Source organism: Streptomyces sp. NPDC048504 (assembly GCF_043200035.1).
Lineage (GTDB): Bacteria > Actinomycetota > Actinomycetes > Streptomycetales > Streptomycetaceae > Streptomyces.
In genome coordinates this window covers 42,830-57,918 of sequence record NZ_JBICXA010000007.1, presented here as the reverse complement: position 1 = coordinate 57,918, position 15,089 = coordinate 42,830, and the positions used below count along the sequence as shown (strand labels likewise).

At 68.7% G+C, this 15,089-nt stretch carries 17 protein-coding genes; 11 read left to right on the top strand and 6 right to left on the bottom strand.

The genetic code is table 11. The features are described from left to right. Positions 1-204: 204 nt before the first annotated feature. The 6 genes from ACGFY9_RS18645 (at position 205) to ACGFY9_RS18620 (ending at position 6,918) form a co-directional block, all read left to right on the top strand. A complete protein-coding gene (locus tag ACGFY9_RS18645; protein ID WP_393755371.1) occupies positions 205-1,002 on the top strand; it encodes an SCO2525 family SAM-dependent methyltransferase in 798 nt (265 codons plus the stop codon). Between the two features lie 75 nt (positions 1,003-1,077). Continuing rightward, positions 1,078-2,919 (top strand): SCO2524 family protein, encoded by a 1,842-nt coding sequence (locus ACGFY9_RS18640; RefSeq protein ID WP_393755369.1) that lies wholly within the window; start codon positions 1,078-1,080, stop codon positions 2,917-2,919. Between the two features lie 3 nt (positions 2,920-2,922). Next, complete coding sequence (locus ACGFY9_RS18635; RefSeq protein WP_366490951.1) at positions 2,923-3,840, top strand: SCO2523 family variant P-loop protein; 918 nt, start codon at positions 2,923-2,925, stop codon at positions 3,838-3,840. Further along, positions 3,837-4,820 carry an SCO2522 family protein gene (locus ACGFY9_RS18630; protein ID WP_393755367.1) on the top strand — a complete coding sequence of 328 codons (984 nt, stop codon included), beginning with the start codon at positions 3,837-3,839 and terminating at the stop codon, positions 4,818-4,820. Before ACGFY9_RS18635 ends, ACGFY9_RS18630 begins: the two co-directional genes overlap by 4 nt. A 1-nt stretch (position 4,821) precedes the next feature. Beyond that, positions 4,822-5,790, top strand: coding sequence for an SCO2521 family protein (locus tag ACGFY9_RS18625; protein ID WP_393755365.1), 969 nt, complete (start codon positions 4,822-4,824; stop codon positions 5,788-5,790). A 42-nt stretch (positions 5,791-5,832) separates the two neighbouring features. Further along, complete coding sequence (locus ACGFY9_RS18620; protein WP_393755363.1) at positions 5,833-6,918, top strand: hypothetical protein; 1,086 nt, start codon at positions 5,833-5,835, stop codon at positions 6,916-6,918. 34 nt (positions 6,919-6,952) lie between these two features. Here ACGFY9_RS18620 and ACGFY9_RS18615 read toward each other — a convergent pair whose 3' ends face one another. After that, positions 6,953-7,495 (bottom strand): hypothetical protein, encoded by a 543-nt coding sequence (locus ACGFY9_RS18615; RefSeq protein WP_393755362.1) that lies wholly within the window; start codon positions 7,493-7,495, stop codon positions 6,953-6,955. A 118-nt stretch (positions 7,496-7,613) separates the two neighbouring features. Here ACGFY9_RS18615 and ACGFY9_RS18610 point away from each other — a divergent pair, with 118 nt between their 5' ends. Beyond that, complete coding sequence (locus ACGFY9_RS18610) at positions 7,614-8,003, top strand: VOC family protein (protein ID WP_393755361.1); 390 nt, start codon at positions 7,614-7,616, stop codon at positions 8,001-8,003. Here the strand turns inward: ACGFY9_RS18610 and ACGFY9_RS18605 are convergent. Beyond that, on the bottom strand, positions 7,989-8,963 hold the full coding sequence (locus ACGFY9_RS18605) for an ArsR/SmtB family transcription factor (protein ID WP_393755359.1): 975 nt from the start codon (positions 8,961-8,963) through the stop codon (positions 7,989-7,991). The genes ACGFY9_RS18610 and ACGFY9_RS18605 overlap by 15 nt on opposite strands. Positions 8,964-9,377: 414 nt before the next feature. Between ACGFY9_RS18605 and ACGFY9_RS18600 the strand changes: the two genes are divergently transcribed. From ACGFY9_RS18600 to ACGFY9_RS18585, 4 genes are all read left to right on the top strand, one after another. Next, complete coding sequence (locus ACGFY9_RS18600; RefSeq protein ID WP_327404223.1) at positions 9,378-9,593, top strand: hypothetical protein; 216 nt, start codon at positions 9,378-9,380, stop codon at positions 9,591-9,593. 41 nt (positions 9,594-9,634) lie between these two features. Beyond that, positions 9,635-10,384: a DNA repair protein RecO gene (recO, locus tag ACGFY9_RS18595; RefSeq protein ID WP_393755358.1), complete on the top strand. Its 750-nt coding sequence runs from the start codon at positions 9,635-9,637 to the stop codon at positions 10,382-10,384. 64 nt (positions 10,385-10,448) lie between these two features. Next, positions 10,449-11,291 (top strand): isoprenyl transferase, encoded by an 843-nt coding sequence (locus ACGFY9_RS18590; protein ID WP_393755357.1) that lies wholly within the window; start codon positions 10,449-10,451, stop codon positions 11,289-11,291. Positions 11,292-11,355: 64 nt separating this feature from the next. Beyond that, entirely contained in the window at positions 11,356-11,898 is a 543-nt protein-coding gene (locus tag ACGFY9_RS18585) for a YcxB family protein (protein WP_393755356.1), read from the top strand. A 77-nt stretch (positions 11,899-11,975) separates the two neighbouring features. Here ACGFY9_RS18585 and ACGFY9_RS18580 read toward each other — a convergent pair whose 3' ends face one another. From ACGFY9_RS18580 to ACGFY9_RS18565, 4 genes are read right to left on the bottom strand one after another with little or no spacing between them, the layout of a single operon-like run. Further along, positions 11,976-12,386 (bottom strand): Fur family transcriptional regulator, encoded by a 411-nt coding sequence (locus ACGFY9_RS18580; protein ID WP_393755354.1) that lies wholly within the window; start codon positions 12,384-12,386, stop codon positions 11,976-11,978. Between the two features lie 59 nt (positions 12,387-12,445). Beyond that, positions 12,446-13,348 (bottom strand): metal ABC transporter permease, encoded by a 903-nt coding sequence (locus ACGFY9_RS18575; protein ID WP_393755352.1) that lies wholly within the window; start codon positions 13,346-13,348, stop codon positions 12,446-12,448. Further along, entirely contained in the window at positions 13,348-14,115 is a 768-nt protein-coding gene (locus tag ACGFY9_RS18570; protein ID WP_393755944.1) for a metal ABC transporter ATP-binding protein, read from the bottom strand. Before ACGFY9_RS18570 ends, ACGFY9_RS18575 begins: the two co-directional genes overlap by 1 nt. Before the next feature lie 17 nt (positions 14,116-14,132). Then, positions 14,133-15,089, bottom strand: a complete 957-nt coding sequence (locus tag ACGFY9_RS18565) for a metal ABC transporter substrate-binding protein (protein WP_393755350.1) — start codon at positions 15,087-15,089, stop codon at positions 14,133-14,135.

Genomic DNA, 15,089 nt, shown 5'->3' with positions numbered 1-15,089 from the left:
CGCCCTGCCTTTCTGGTGTGTTCGGCAGGGTTCCACCCATCTTGAGTGGGGGCAATCCGGCAGTTCAAGGCCGAATCAGGGCATGAATGCATTCGCCACGATGCGCCCCCCGTGCGCCCCGGCGGTGGCTGTGACTTTGCGTAGAGTGGCTCGCAAATTGACGAGGAGGGTCCTTCGTGCCTGCGATGTTGGTACGCTGGTCGAATGACCTTGAGATCTTCGGGGGCCGCCCAGGTGAAGAATTCGGAAGTCGCCTGGGGCGAGTTCGACCCGATCGCCTATGTGGATCATAATTACCGCGACTTACAGGCGGAGGACGCGGAGATCCTGCACATTGTCCGGGATCATTTCGCTGGTCATTTCCGGAACCAGGGAGTCGGCCCGGTTTCCGGTATCGATGTAGGTGCGGGTGCCAACCTCTACCCCGCGCTGTCCATGATGCCGTGGTGTGACGAGGTCACGCTCTTTGAGCGTTCGTCCGCGAACGTGAGGTACCTCAAGCGTCAGCTCGACTCCTACGATCCGAACTGGGACCAGTTCTGGGACGTCCTGTGCGAGAACGAGGAGTACGGCTCCTTCCTCGTCGACCCGCGTCTGCAGTTTCGCAAGGTCGTCAAGGTCGTCAAGGGCAACATCTTCGATCTTGAGCGGTTCGGCGGGTCGCTGCGGTCCGTGGGGACGATGTTCTTCGTCGCCGAGTCGATGACCTCCTCCTGCCGGGAGTTCACGCTGGGTGTGAAGCGCTTCATGCGGGCCCTGGCCCCGGGCGCCCCCTTCGCGGCGGCTTTCATGGAACATTCAAAGGGTTATTACACAGGAAAGAAGTTCTTTCCGGCGTGCGACGTGGGAGAATCCGAGGTGCGTGCGAGTCTTGAGCCATTCGCGAGCGATCTCGACGTGTACCGGCTGAAAACCGAGCCCAAGCTGCGCTCCGGATATTCCGGAATGATCCTCTCCTGTGGCCGGCGCGGGAATTCGGACGTAGCTGTTCCGATTCGCTGACCGGGGTGATCGGTGAACAACAGAAGAGGGATATTCCTCGGCTGAGGGCAGTGCGGTCTGTGTGAGGGGCATGGAATGGAGATCAAGCCGCGGCAGCACCTGCTGGACATCTGGCAGGCGATCGCCCGCCACTCCTTCGACGGAGGGGAGTGGGCGTGGGGAAAATGGGGCGGTGAGAGCAGCGTCGCCGACGCCGAGCGGCTGCTCTGCCTGCTGTATCCGGCGACCGAGCTGCCGTCGTTCCGGCTGGACGACCCCGACACCACGCTGACCGACGTACAGCAGACGTTGAAGCGGGCCGGTGGACGGCTGGAGATCCCGGCCAACCTCGTCATGGCCGCGGTCGAGTTCATGCGCACCCACACCGACGACAAGAGGCCCACGTTCGCGGGCGGTTACTACTTCCAGTCCCGGGACAAGGAGCAGGACCTCACCGAGGAGCAGCGCCAACTCGGCGTCACCGACTCGTTCTCCATGTCGATCACCCTCTGTCTCGCCCTGCTCGGCTTCCTCAAGGTCTACGAGTCCAAGACCCGCCGCGGCGACATGCAGGAGACGATCAAAGAGCTGAAGGCCGCGACCAGCAACCGGCTCACCGCCGCCATGGTGAGTCTGCTGCGGTCGTTCACGGTCAACGTCTACGACACCGACTCCTCCCAGGGCCAGACGCTCTGCGAACTCCTCGGCCAGGGGCAGTTGTCGCAGCGTCAGGTGCTGGAGCAGTTCCAGCGCCGGTTCCGGCCGCTGCGCGCCGCCATCATCGAGAGCTTCATCCTGGGCCTCGACGTCCAGGAGGCACTCAAGGACGAGAGCCAGCTCTTCGAGTGCGGCTGGGCCTGGAGCCTGGTGCGGGACGCGCCCGAGGTGGAGACCGAGGAGGCCATCGGGACGCAGCCCGTCGGCGTCGCCAACCCCGTGCCGTACCTCTACTTCACGGTGGTCGCGCTCGACGGCATCCAGGACCTGTTCTCGGACCGCACCCTGACCCTGGGCCTGCTCAACGCCGAACAGCAGAAGCTCGCCGAGGCGTTACGACTGCGCTGGGAGATCACGCAGCAGTACTGGTCGCGCATCGCCCGCTTCGACGGCGACCGCTGGCCCCTGGAGGACATCCCCTGGCGTACGACGGGACAGCGGCTGGAGTCCGAGTACTTCTCGCTCTCCGTCGCCGCGATCCTCGTGCACGACCTGATGCGCCGCCGGGCCACCGACGACGACCTGACCCGCACCGTCCGCGTCATGGAACGCCTCGCCGAACGCGGCCGTATCACCAGCCGGATGACGCGCGACGACCCGATGATCCAGCTGCACAACCCCGGCGTCACCCTGCCCCTCCAGGGCGGCGGCACCATCGGCCCGCCGATGGACTGGACGATGAGCGACTTCTCCGCCCAACTCCTCAAACGCACCGTCCAGTTGTGCACGCTCTCCCGCAACCTCTCCGCGCACGACCGGCTGCTCAGGCTGGCCGAGGACATCTTCGGCCATGTGTGGCGGCGCCGGATGGGCGACGGCGAGGGCGCCGGCCTGTGGGACAACGTGCACGCCATCTACCCGGAGACCGCCCTCACCGAGGGTCCGGTGTCCTGGAGCATCACCGAGCGGGTCACCGAGGTGATGGTCCAGGTCCACAACATGTACGCGCAGCCCCCGATCCGCAGCCTCGAACTCACCGAGCTGGCACGGGCGTTGCTCAGCGAGTCCACCCACCTCCTGGGCAACGAGCAGATGGCGCCCGCGCCCAACGCCGACGGCAAACGCGGCATGCAACTCAGGGGCATCGAGGTCAAGTTGCGCCGCGCCCGCGCGCTCGTCGACGAACAGCCGGGCACCGCCTACTCGTTGACCCTCGACGTACTGGGCCAGCTCGACGCACTCGCCCGGGCCCGCGAAGCCGCCGCGGTCCAGGGAGTGTGACCCGTGCTGATCTTCGCGGCCTCCGACAAGGGAGGCACGGGCCGCTCCGTCACCAGCGCCAACCTCGCCTACCAGCGCGCCCTGACGGGGGACGACGTCTGCTACCTGGACTTCGACTTCGGCTCGCCCACCGCCTCGGCCGTCTTCGACGTGCCCGACGCCCGCCAGGCCGCGGAGGACCGCGGACTGCACTCGTACCTGATAGGCGAGATCAGCGAACCGGTCCGCATCGACGTCTGGGCGGACACCGAACACCGCGTCCTGCGCAACCAGCCGCCCGGAGCAGGGCGGTTGATCCTGATGCCGGGTGACCTCAGCGGCGGTGAGTTCGCCACCTCCGGCGACAACCTGCGCCGCTGCGTGGACCTTCTCCTGCGCCTCAACGGCGAGTTCGACCTGATCGTCGTCGACCTCAGCGCCGGCCGCAGCTACGCCGTCGACATGGTCCTCGCGGCCACCTCGCAGCGGGCGATGAGCGGCGTCCTGGCCCGCTGGCTGGTCTTCCACCGCTGGACCCGCCAGCACGTGGAGGCCGCGGCCAGCCTCGTCTACGGCAAGCGCGGCATCATCGCCGGCGGCGTCGCCCGCGGCCACGACGAGGACGCGCTGCGCGGCGCCATCCGCTTCGTACGGGCCGCCGTACCCGATCCCGACTCGGCGCTGTGGTCGCAGGCCACGCCCACCCAGTCGGCGTGGATGGAGCAGTGCGACACCGAGCTGAAGCATCTCGCCTCGCACCACGGCATCGGCTACAGCCAGGTCCTCGGCTCGGTGCCGCTGGAGCCGGTACTGCAGTGGCGGGAGCAACTCATCACCGACGAGGACGTGTTGGACAGCCAGATCGCCACCATGGAGACCTGGCAGGCGCTCAGCGACCTCGCCGCGCGGCTGACCGACGACAAGTACTGGGAGGAGGCATGACGGAGGCCGTCTTCCGGGAGACCACCGCGGACCCGCGCACCCAGTCCGTGCCGCTGGCCCATCTCTCGCTGGAACTGGGCCACCTCTACATGGAGGACTTCGAGGCGGGCCCCGAGCGGCTGCGCGAGCACTTCGCCGAGGTCCGGATCTGGGTGGACGCGGCCCGCGCCTCCGCCGCCCGCCGCACCGGCGGCAAACGCCCCCGCATCAGCACCTGTTTCCTGATCGACGACTACTTCACCCGCTTCTCCACCCCGGCCGAACTCGTCCCGCTGGTCCTCGAAGAGGCCGAGAAGGCGGGCCTCGTCATCGACTACCTCGCCCGCGAGTCGGGCTGCGCGGTCGCCGACCGGATCGAACTGGCCGAGTCGGTCATGCACCGCCTCGTCGAGTCACCGCCGCCCGGCAGCCACGGCTCCCGCCCACCGGTCAGCCAGACGGGCTGGCTCGCGAACGGCGAGCGCACGACCCCAACGCGCAGTGCCCTGGCGGAGATCGTCACCTGGCAGCCACCGCACGAGACCGCGGCCCGTAACCACTCGGTCTTCATGGACGTCGAGCTGTGGTCCGAGACGGACAAGGGCCGCCTGTGGTCCTGCCCGTTCCTGGCCGCCGTATGGCAGTTGGCCCGCCTGGGTCTGCTACGGCACCTGGGCGAGCCGGTGCTGGTGCCGCAGCCGTGGACCGGCGGGGACTTCCCGCGCGACTGGGACCGGCTGCCGCCGCTGCTCCAACTCAGCGACACCCGGGTCCCGTTCAGCGCGTACCGCACCTGCACGCTGATGGCGAACCGCTTCGTGGCCGTGGAGGACGCCGTACGGCTCATCCTCGACCAGATAGACGTGGACTCCGTCGCGCTCGAACAGGTCGCCAAACGGTCCGCGGGCGAAGGCGTCGCGGTACCGGAGGCGGTGGCCCAGCGCGCCACCTATGTGTTCTACGAGGAGCCCGCCAACTCGGTGTCACCCGACGGGAATTGACGTGACGACCCCCGGCCGGCAGACGCGCTCGGTCCTCGCCTGCGGCGAGGTGCGCACCGGTCTGCTGCCCTCCTTCCAGGCACTGGACGGACGCACCGCCGCCCAACTCCTGCGGCTGCGCGCCGACGAACACGTCCGGGTCTCCGAGCGGCCCAATCTCTACGCCCTCTCGCCCGAGGTCCTCACGGGCGTGGACTGCCGGCTGCCCACCTCGAACGGCGCCAAGGTCAGGGCCGTCGGTACGGTCGTCACCCGCGCCGCACTCACCGAGGGCCGGGTCCTCCAGTCCACCGCCTACTTCAGCGCCCCGGCCGCCGGACCCGACGTACGCTGGCCCTGGGGGCACTACCTGGTCCGCCCCGGGGTCGTCGAGCCGTTCGGGAAACTGCCCGAACAGGCCACCGCGGAGGGCGTGTTGCGCGGTGGCGGGCGCGGCGAACTGGACCTGGGGATGATCGCCGAGGGACTGCTGGCGCAGCTGGTGCGCCACCCCCTCCTCGACCACAAGGCGCCCTTCAAGTCCCGCCGCACACACCTGCGTTGGGCCGCACGGCAGGCGCCGGAGGGCGAAGGGCCGTCACTGGACCGCTTCACGCTGGCCGAAGACGGCCTGCGGACAGTGGAGTTGAGGGTGCCGGAAGGCATCGAGGCGGCCGCGGTCGCGGGGCTCTGCGAAGACCTCGCGTTGCACGACTGGCTTTTGACGACGGTGGTGCACATGCTGGAGAACAGCCGGCTCGGTGCGGCGGACGGGCCCGCGGCGGTCCTGGCGCTGCGACCGGCCGTCGATCACCTGCTGCATCTGTGGATGCCGCGCGCGCACGTGGACCGCACGCTGGGACACCTGTGGGACGTACTGGAGCGGGAACCGGGCTTCAGCCGCCAATGGGAGAACCTTCGCCAGCGTATCCGGGACCAACTGGCCATACAGGCAATCCCGTTGCTGCACCAGGCGCTGAGCACGCGCTGACAGGGCGGCACGAACCGCATATCCGACGGGGGAGAGGTTCACATGAACGGAGTGACGACACCAGGGGCAGGCGGCCTGCGGTCCGTACCGCAGCAGGACCAGGTGCAGCGCAGATCAAAGCTGTTCCTCAAGACGCTCTTCGCGATCTTAGCGGGAGGCGCCGCCTTCTTCGTGACCAACGTCCTCAACGAGAACGACGGCGACCTGTGGCAGTGGACGATGTCCATCGTCCTCGGCTGCGCGACCCTGATCGTGCAACTGCTCGTGGACTTCGGCGAGCGGCTGGAGGCCGTCCAGGAGAGCCAGAAGCGACGCATCCGGGACATGAAGGACAGCCTGTCCAGCCATCACGCCGAGATGCGCGCGGCGGTCGACGAGAGCTTCGCGAAGATCAACGCGGCGACGGAGCTGTACAGCAAGGTCGACGGCTCGGTGCTGCGCTCCGACGAGGTGACCCGGCTGGTGCTGGGCTACACGAAAGTCGGCGAGCAGGGCGCGGACATCGTCAAGGCCTTCGCCGAGGAGGAGCTGGGCCGCCTCGCGCTCCTGATGGAGAACCTCGGCAACGGCACGGCGGACTGCCCCGGCGAGAACCACGAGTGGCTGATCGACCTCACCAAGTGCGTCAAGCGGACGCTCTTCGCCACCAGCACGTCCGTGGACCGCGACTTCTGGTCGAGCGAGCCCGCACGCCGCTATCTCGCCGCCCAGGAGACGGCCATCAAGACACGGCGTGTGCAGGTCCGGCGGGTGTTCCTCGTCGACGACGAGGCGGAAGTCACCGGCAGCCTCCGCCAACTCTGCGAGAGGCACCGCAAGTTCGGGATCGACGCGCGTATCGCGGTCCGGGCCCAGCTGGAACCGACGGCCCAGATGAACTCGTTGAACGACTTCATCGTCTTCGACGGCGAACTCTGCTACGAGACCGAGCCGGACATCCACGTCATGCCGGCCAAGACGACACTGAAGCTGACACGCGAACATGTGGAGGAACGGGTCAACCGGTTCAACGTGCTGTGGGAGGCGACAGAACCGGGCCGCACGCCGGAACCGGTTCCGGAGCCGGCTCCGGAACCGGACGGAGGAAGGGCGGTCACCCACCCCGCCGGTCAACGCCGACAACCGTGACCACCGCGGACAACGTGCCGTAGACCGAGGGGAGTCACGCCCCGGGCGGCGGTGGTACGACCTGCCCGTAGTCGCTGCTGGAGTAGTCCCCGTCCGCCAGGAAGCCGGGGCTGGTGCCCTGTTCGATGTACGGGGGCGGGTCGGTGTTGACGGACATGTCGCCGTTGGAGTTGATGCTGACGGTCACCTTCACCTCGCCGGCGGGCGGGCTGCCGCCGTAGCCGATCTTCTCGGGGAGGTAACCCTGGTACTGCTGCGGGGCGGAGTTGGTGATCTGGAAGGGTCCGTCGATCGTCTTGGCCTGGTTGATGCTGCCCCAGCCGGTCTCGGTGCTGGAGATCGCGGCCGTGGTGCCGCTGGTCAGGTTGCCCTGGCCGTCCCAGCAACGGGTGATCGTGATGGTCGAGTTGGCCATCGTGGTGTCGAAGAAGAGCGAGTCGTCTTTCCAGTGCCAGTGGAACTGGTAGCCGCCGTCGCAGGTGGTGGCCTGGGCCGTTCCCGGCGTCAGGAGCAGCGCGAGGGGGGCCAGGGCGAGGAGGGAGAGTCGGACGGTGCGTTTGCGGAGTGCGGTCAGCATGGCCTCAGGTTCGCAACCGCCGTACGGGGAAGGGAAAACCCTTCGACCGTGGTCGAATCGTCCGGTACGGTCGCGAGGTTGTTTTCACTGCTGGACGCCCCTGAGAGCAGGTTTTTTCATGGCGAGTCGTATCGGTGAGCTGGTGCTCGGGTGTCGTGACCCCGAACTACTGGCGCGGTTCTGGTGCGAGGTCCTGGACTTCGTCGTGCTCGAACGCGAGGAAGGGCAGTGGGTGGAGATCGGGACGCCGGAAGGGTTCGGGGGGCCGCATCCGACCCTCTTCTTCAGTCGGCGGGACGAGCCCGAGCCGGGGAAGTCCCGGTTGCACATCGACGTCAACCCCACCGACCGCGATCAGGACGCCGAGCTCGAACGCCTGCTGGCGCTCGGTGCGCGGCGGGCCGACATCGGTCAGACGGGGGAGGAGCAGTGGCATGTGCTGGCCGACCCCGAGGGCAATGAGTTCTGCCTGCTCAAGGCTCGTATCAACCCGCTAGCCGTCCAGTAGGGCCAGGCCCAGTGGGGTGAGCGTGTGCAGGACCGCCTGGCCCGCCCGTGACGTGCTCAGGAGGCCCGCCTCGCGCAGTATGCCCGCGTGGTGGCTGGCCGTGGCCGGCGCGATGCCCACGCCGTGGGCGAGTTCCGTGGTCGTCATGCCGTGGTGCTCCGCGAGCGACTCCAGGACCTCCGTGCGGGTCTGGCCGAGCAGCGCACCGAGGGAGGGCCGGGGGCGCGCCGTCCGGCCTACGGCCGTGTCGTGGGCCATGGGGTAGACCACGACCACCGGGAGCGTGGGGTCCCTCAGGAGAGTCGGGTACCGCCAGCAGAAATACGACGGCAGGACGAACAGCCCCCGGCCGTCCAGTCGTACGTCCCGGTCCGCTCCGCCCGGGCCGCTGACTTCGAGCACCGGTGGCCGCCAGGAGAGGCCGGGGTGGAGCCTGCCCAGCAGGCCGTCCAGGTGACCCTTCGTCAAGAAGCGGTCGTGGAGCGAGCGTTCGGCGTCCAGGCGGGTGCGGATGCCGTTCCACCAGGGGGCGAGCGCGATCCGGATGTAGGCGCGGAGCGCCTGTGCGAGATGCGCTACGGCGTCCCCGTCGCCCTCGGCCAGCGACGGCGCCCAGGACGGTAACTTCCGCCCCGCGCGCGAGAGTTCGAGCAGATCGTGCCGGAGCCGGCCCCGCGGGGTGGAGAGCAGCGCGCCTATCCCCGCCTCCAGGCCGCCGGCCGCGCCCGCCGGGGTGAGGAAGTCCGGGGAGTATCCGTGGGGCGGTGCGAGTCGGAGCAACTCCCGGACCGGGGCGGGCAGTTCGGGCCGTACCGCCCGCCGCCAGGGGCCGAAGACCGCCGACGCGGTGTTGGTCTGGAGTACGTGCATGCTCAGCAGCGCTTCCCATAAAGGGTCCGGTGTCTGCGCGAGCCTGATGTGTGCGAGGTCGTCGTCCGTGAAGTGGATGCGGACCGGCATGGGTGGCCTCCCCCGTTCGAGCCTCGTTCCCGTTCGAGCCTCGTTCCATAGTCGGAAGAGGGCCGGGGACGCGCTTGACCGCAACGCCGACCTTCACGGAATCGGCGCCGAAAGCACCCTTCTGTATAGACGATCTGTATAGACGATGCCGGCGGTTCTCAGGATCTCGCCAAACCGGATGAGCAGGTCCTTCTGCGGTTTCCGAATTACCTGTTCGAATGGGCAGACACACCCAACCCCCTTGGTCCGCACCGCAGTTGCCGTCGACAGACTCCTGCCGAGTGTAGGGGGACGAGGGGTGCCCTGGAGACGGGAAGCGTGAAAGTCGAAAAGGGAGGGGAACCAGGTGTGGGCACACTGCTGGGAGGCGAAGGACACCTTGATGGAATTCCGGATTCGGGTGCGAGGAGAGCGATGAAGCCGCCTGTCGGATCGGTCGCCGTGGATACCCGTAACGGGAGAGTGGGCATCGTCATGGGGCATGAGGGGCCTTATGTTCAGCTGCGCCCGTACGGCGGCGGGCGGGAGTGGGACGTCGAGCCGGCCGCCGTGCGGGACGCGACCCCGGCCGAGCGGCTGAGCGCGGCGACCGCGTACGCGAACGCCCGCAGCCGAGGTGAGGTGCCTTGAAGCGTCGTGGCGCCGCGGAGCCGTAGGGGACAATGGGCGGCATGAGTCTGTTCCGCGACGACGGCATCGTGCTGCGCACCCAGAAGCTGGGTGAGGCGGACCGGATCATCACGCTGCTCACCCGGGGTCACGGGCGGGTACGCGCGGTGGCGCGCGGGGTGCGGCGGACCAAGTCGAAGTTCGGTGCCCGGCTGGAACCCTTCTCCCATGTGGACGTGCAGTTCTTCGCGCGGGGCAGCGAACTGATCGGCCGCGGGCTGCCGTTGTGCACCCAGAGTGAGACCATCGCTCCGTACGGTGGCGGGATCGTCGCCGACTACGCGCGGTACACCGCCGGTACGGCCATGCTGGAGACCGCCGAGCGGTTCACCGACCACGAGGGCGAGCCCGCCGTACAGCAGTATCTGCTGCTGGTGGGCGGGCTGCGGACGCTGGCAGGCGGTGAGCATGCTCCGCATCTCATCCTCGACGCGTTCCTGCTGCGTTCCCTCGCGGTCAACGGTTACGCGCCAAGCTTCGGTGACTGCGCGAGGTGCGGGATGCCGGGGCCGAACCGCTTCTTCTCCGTGGCGTCGGGTGGGGTCGTCTGCGCGGACTGCCGGGTGGCCGGGAGCGTCGTACCCTCGCCGCAGGCCCTGGAACTCCTCGGTGCGCTGCTTACGGGAGACTGGGAGACGGCGGACGCGTGCGAGGCGCGGCATGTGCGGGAGGGCAGCGGGCTGGTGTCCGCCTATCTGCACTGGCATCTGGAACGCGGGCTCCGCTCACTGCGGTACGTGGAGAAGTCGTAGCAGGCCGTAGCAAGTTGTCGTAGGTCGTAGGTCGTAGGTCGTAGACAGAGGAGACGAGAAGCACATGGCCGTACGCGGGATCCTGGGGCGCCAGCGGCGCGAGTACAAGGCGCCGGAGCCGCACCCGTCGGGGGCCACCGCACCGAAGCTGCCCGGTGAGCTGATCCCGAAGCACGTGGCGATCGTCATGGACGGGAACGGGCGGTGGGCGAAGGCGCGGGGGCTGCCGCGCACCGAGGGCCACAAGGTCGGTGCCGAGCGGGTGTTGGACGTGCTGCAGGGCGGCGTCGAGATGGGTGTCGGCGCGATCTCGCTGTACGCCTTCTCCACCGAGAACTGGAAGCGGTCGCCCGACGAGGTGCGCTTCCTCATGAACTTCAACCGCGACTTCATCCGCAAGTCCCGCGACACCCTCGACGAACTCGGTATCCGGGTGCGGTGGGTCGGCCGTATGCCCAAGCTGTGGCGGTCGGTCGCCAAGGAGCTCCAGATCGCGCAGGAGCAGACCAAGGACAACGACGCGCTCACGCTGTACTTCTGCATGAACTACGGCGGCCAGGCCGAGATCGGCGACGCGGCACGGGCGTTGGCGGAGGACGTGAAGGCCGGCAGACTCGACCCGTCCAAGGTCAACGAGAAGACCCTCGCGAAGTACCTCTACTACCCCGACATGCCGGACGTGGACCTGTTCCTGCGCCCCAGCGGCGAGCAGCGCACCTCCAACTTCCTTCTCTGGCAGAGCGCTTACGCCGAGATGGTCTTCCAGGACGTGCTGTGGCCGGACTTCGACCGGCGTGACCTGTGGCGCGCGTGCGTCGAATTCGCCCAGCGGGACCGGCGGTTCGGCGGAGCGGTGCCGAACGAGAAGCTGCTCGCGATGGAACAGGCGATGCGGGGAAACGAGTAACACCCCTGTCAGACTCCGGGGTTACTATCACGGCTCGTCACCGCAGCAACGGGGAGGGGCCGTGATGGAGCAGGCACAGAGCGTCGAGCAACGCGTGAGCGACGTGGTGCTGGAGTACGAACTCCGGCTGGAGGACATGACCGAGGCGGTCCGGCTGCTGTTCCGCAAGCGCGGCCGGGCCGGGTTCGTCCACCACCCCGTCTTCCTCGCGGCCGTCATGGTGCTGGGCGTGCTTGTGCTGACCGCGGGCCTGGCGGGCGGCGACGGCATCGGCTTCGCCTCCGGCATGGCGCTCATCGCCTGGCCGCTGCTGATGCTCCGGGTCCCCGGCATGACCGCCCGCCAACTGCTGCGGGCCAACCAGCACCACGGCGTGATGCGGGTGACCGTCGCCGAGGAGGGCGTGCGCACGGTCAGCGCACACATGGACTCGCGCATGTCCTGGGCCAACTACGGCAGTTACGCCGAGACGGACCACTGCTTCGTGCTCCGCAGCCCGGACAGGATCGGAGCCTGCGCGATGGTCATCGTCAAGCAGGGAGCGCCGACCCCGCAGGACGTGAACCGCCTACGAGCCCTGCTGAACACCAAACTCCCCCGAGTCTGAACAAGCGTTCCCGGCAGCGCCGCCAAGGGGCGCGGGGAACTGCGCGACCAGCCCCCACCGGCCCGCACGATTCCTGCTCAACCTGCGGAGCAATCCGCACAGGTCCCGAAGATCTCCACCGTGTGCGCCACGTTCACATACCCGTGCTCCGCCGCGATCGCCTCAGCCCACTTCTCCACGGCAGGGCCCTCCACCTCCACCGCCTTGCCGCACACCCGGCACACCAGGTGGTGATGGTGATCGCCCGTGGAGCAGCGGCGGTACACGGACTCGCCCTCGTCCGTGCGCAGGACGTCGACCTCGCCGGCGTCGGCGAGGTTCTGGAGGGTGCGGTAGACCGTGGTCAGGCCCACCGAGTCACCCTTGTGCTTGAGCATGTCGTGGAGTTCCTGGGCGCTGCGGAACTCGTCGACCTCGTTGAGCGCCGCCGACACGGCGGCACGCTGGCGGGTGGAGCGTCCCTTTACGGGCGGGCCGGCCGTCGTCACCGTTGCCTCCTCACGTCTGCACTTTGCCGAGCCATTGTGCCAGCCCGGGCTGTGCATGGTCAGACACCGACCTCGTCGGCGGCCCCCCGGGTGGCTGGAATCGCGCACTCCACCGGATCCCCGGCGGGGCGCGCGGCGGCCGCGGCCCGGGCCCGGCGCCTCGCCAGCGGGGTCGCCAGCGCGGTCAGCGCGATGAAGGCGGCGATCGTCAGGAGCACGATCGTCGCGCCGGGCGGCACGTCCTGGTAGTACGAGGTGACGGTGCCGCTGACCGACACGGTCACGCCGATCACGCCCGCGATCGCCAGGGTCGCCCCGAAACTGCGGGTGAGCTGCTGCGCGGCGGCGACCGGCACCACCATCAGCGCGGACACCAGGATCAGGCCCACGACCCGCATCGCGACGGTGACCGTGACGGCCGCGGTGACCGCCGTCAGCAGGTTCAGGGCACGCACGGGCAGGCCCGTGACCCGCGCGAACTCCTCGTCGTGGTTCACGGCGAACAGCTGCCGCCGCAGCCCCAGCGTGACCACGATCACGAACGCGGCGAGGATGCCGATCGCTGTGACGTCGGACTGCGACACCGTCGAGAGGGAGCCGAAGAGATACGAGCTCAGGTTGGCGTTCGAGCCGCCCGGGGCGAGGTTGACGAACATCACGCCGCCCGCCATACCGCCGTAGAAGAGCATCGCGAGGGCGATGTCGCCGCGGGTCTTGCCGTACCAGCGGATCAGTTCCATGAGGACCGAGCCGAGCACGGAGACGGCGGTGGCCATCCAGACCGGGGAGGCGTTCAGCAGGAAGCCGAGGCCCACGCCGGTCATCGCGACGTGGCCGATGCCGTCGCCCATGAGGGGCTGGCGGCGCTGGACCAGGTAGATGCCGATCGCGGGGGCGGTGATGCCGACGAGGACGGCGGCGATGAGCGCCCGCTGCATGAAGGCGTAGTCGAGGATGTCCATCAGCTCAGCAGTCCCGTGCGGATCGGTTCGGCGTCCGCCGAGTGCGGGTGTACGTGGTCGTGGCCGGGCAGCGCGTGCTGGCCCAGCGCGCGCGGGGGCGGGCCGTCGTGCTGGACGCAGCCGTCGCGCAGGACGACCGCGCGGTCGATCAGCGGCTCCAGCGGGCCGAGTTCGTGCAGGACGAGCAACACCGTTGTGCCTTCGGCGACTTGACGGGTCAGGGTGTCCGCCAGCACCTTCTGGCTGGCCAGGTCCACGCCCGCCATCGGCTCGTCCATGATGAGGAGTTCGGGTTCGGCGGCGAGCGCGCGGGCGATCAGCACGCGCTGGTGCTGGCCGCCGGAGAGCGCGTCGACGGAGTCCTTGGCGCGGTCGGCCATCCCGACCAGCTCCAGGGCGTGCCGTACGGCCTCGTGGTCCGCCTTGCGCAGCAGGCCGAAGCGGGCGCGGGAGAGGCGGCCGGACGCGACGATCTCGGTGACCGTGGCGGGCACCCCGCCCCCGGCCGTCGTGCGCTGCGGTACGTAACCCACGCGCCGCCAGTCGCGGAAGGCGCGGCGCGGGTGGCCGAACAGCTCGATCTCGCCCTCGTCGATCGGGACTTGGCCGATGATCGTGCGGATCGCGGTCGACTTGCCGGAGCCGTTGGCGCCGAGCAGCGCGACCACCTCACCGCGGCGCACGGTGAGGTCGATGCCGCGCAGGACGGGGCGCGAGCCCAGCTCGGCGCGGACTCCGCGCAGCGATATGACGGGCTCGCTCATCAAGTCGTCCTCCGTGCTGGTCATTTACTTCCCAGGGCCGTCTGCAGGGCCTTGAGGTTGGCCCGCTGGACCGAGAAGTAGTCCTTGCCGCGGGATTTTTCGGTGATGCCCTCGATCGGGTCGAGGACGTCGGTCTTCAGGTTCGCGTCCGCGGCGATGGTCTTCGCGGTCTTGTCGCTGACGAGCGTCTCGTAGAACACCGTGGTGACGCCGTCGGCCTTCGCCATCTTCTCAAGGTCCTTCACGCGCTCGGCACTCGGCTCCGACTCTGGGTCGAGACCGTTGATGGCCTCCTCGGTGAGGCCGTAGCGCTCGGCGAGGTAGCCGAAGGCGGCGTGCGTGGTGATGAACACCTTGGTCCTGGTGTTCGCGAGGCCCGTCTTGAACTCGGTGTCGAGCGCGTCCAGCTTCTTGACCAGGGCCGCGGTGCTGGTCGTGTAGTCGGCCGCGTTCTTCGGGTCGGCCTTCTCGAAGGCCTTGCCGACGCCCTCGGCGACCTGGGCGTAGCGCACCGGGTCGAGCCAGATGTGGGGGTCGAGGCCGGCCAGCTCGTCGTTCTTGGAGGAGTCGTGGGAGGCGGCGTGGCCGCCGACCTCGTTGCCGTGCTTCTCCTCGGTGGTGAGGGAGGCGGCGTCGATCTTCGTCTTGACCCCGGACTGGCTCACCACGTCGTCGACGGAGGGCTGGAGATTCTTGAGGTAGAGCACCGCGTCGGACTCCCCGAGCGCGGCGGTCTGCTGCGCGCTGATCTCCAGGTCGTGCGGCTCCTGGCCGGGTTTCGTCAGGCTGGTGACGTGGACGTGGTCCCCGCCGATCTGCTCGGCGAGGTACTGCAGCGGGTAGAACGCCGCGACGACGTCGAACTTGTCCGTGTTGGCCGCGGACGCGCTGTCGGAGCAGGCGGAGAGGGTCCCGAGCCCGAGGGTGGTGGCTGCGGCTATGGCGATCCCGGATATGTGGCGTCGTCGTACGTTCAT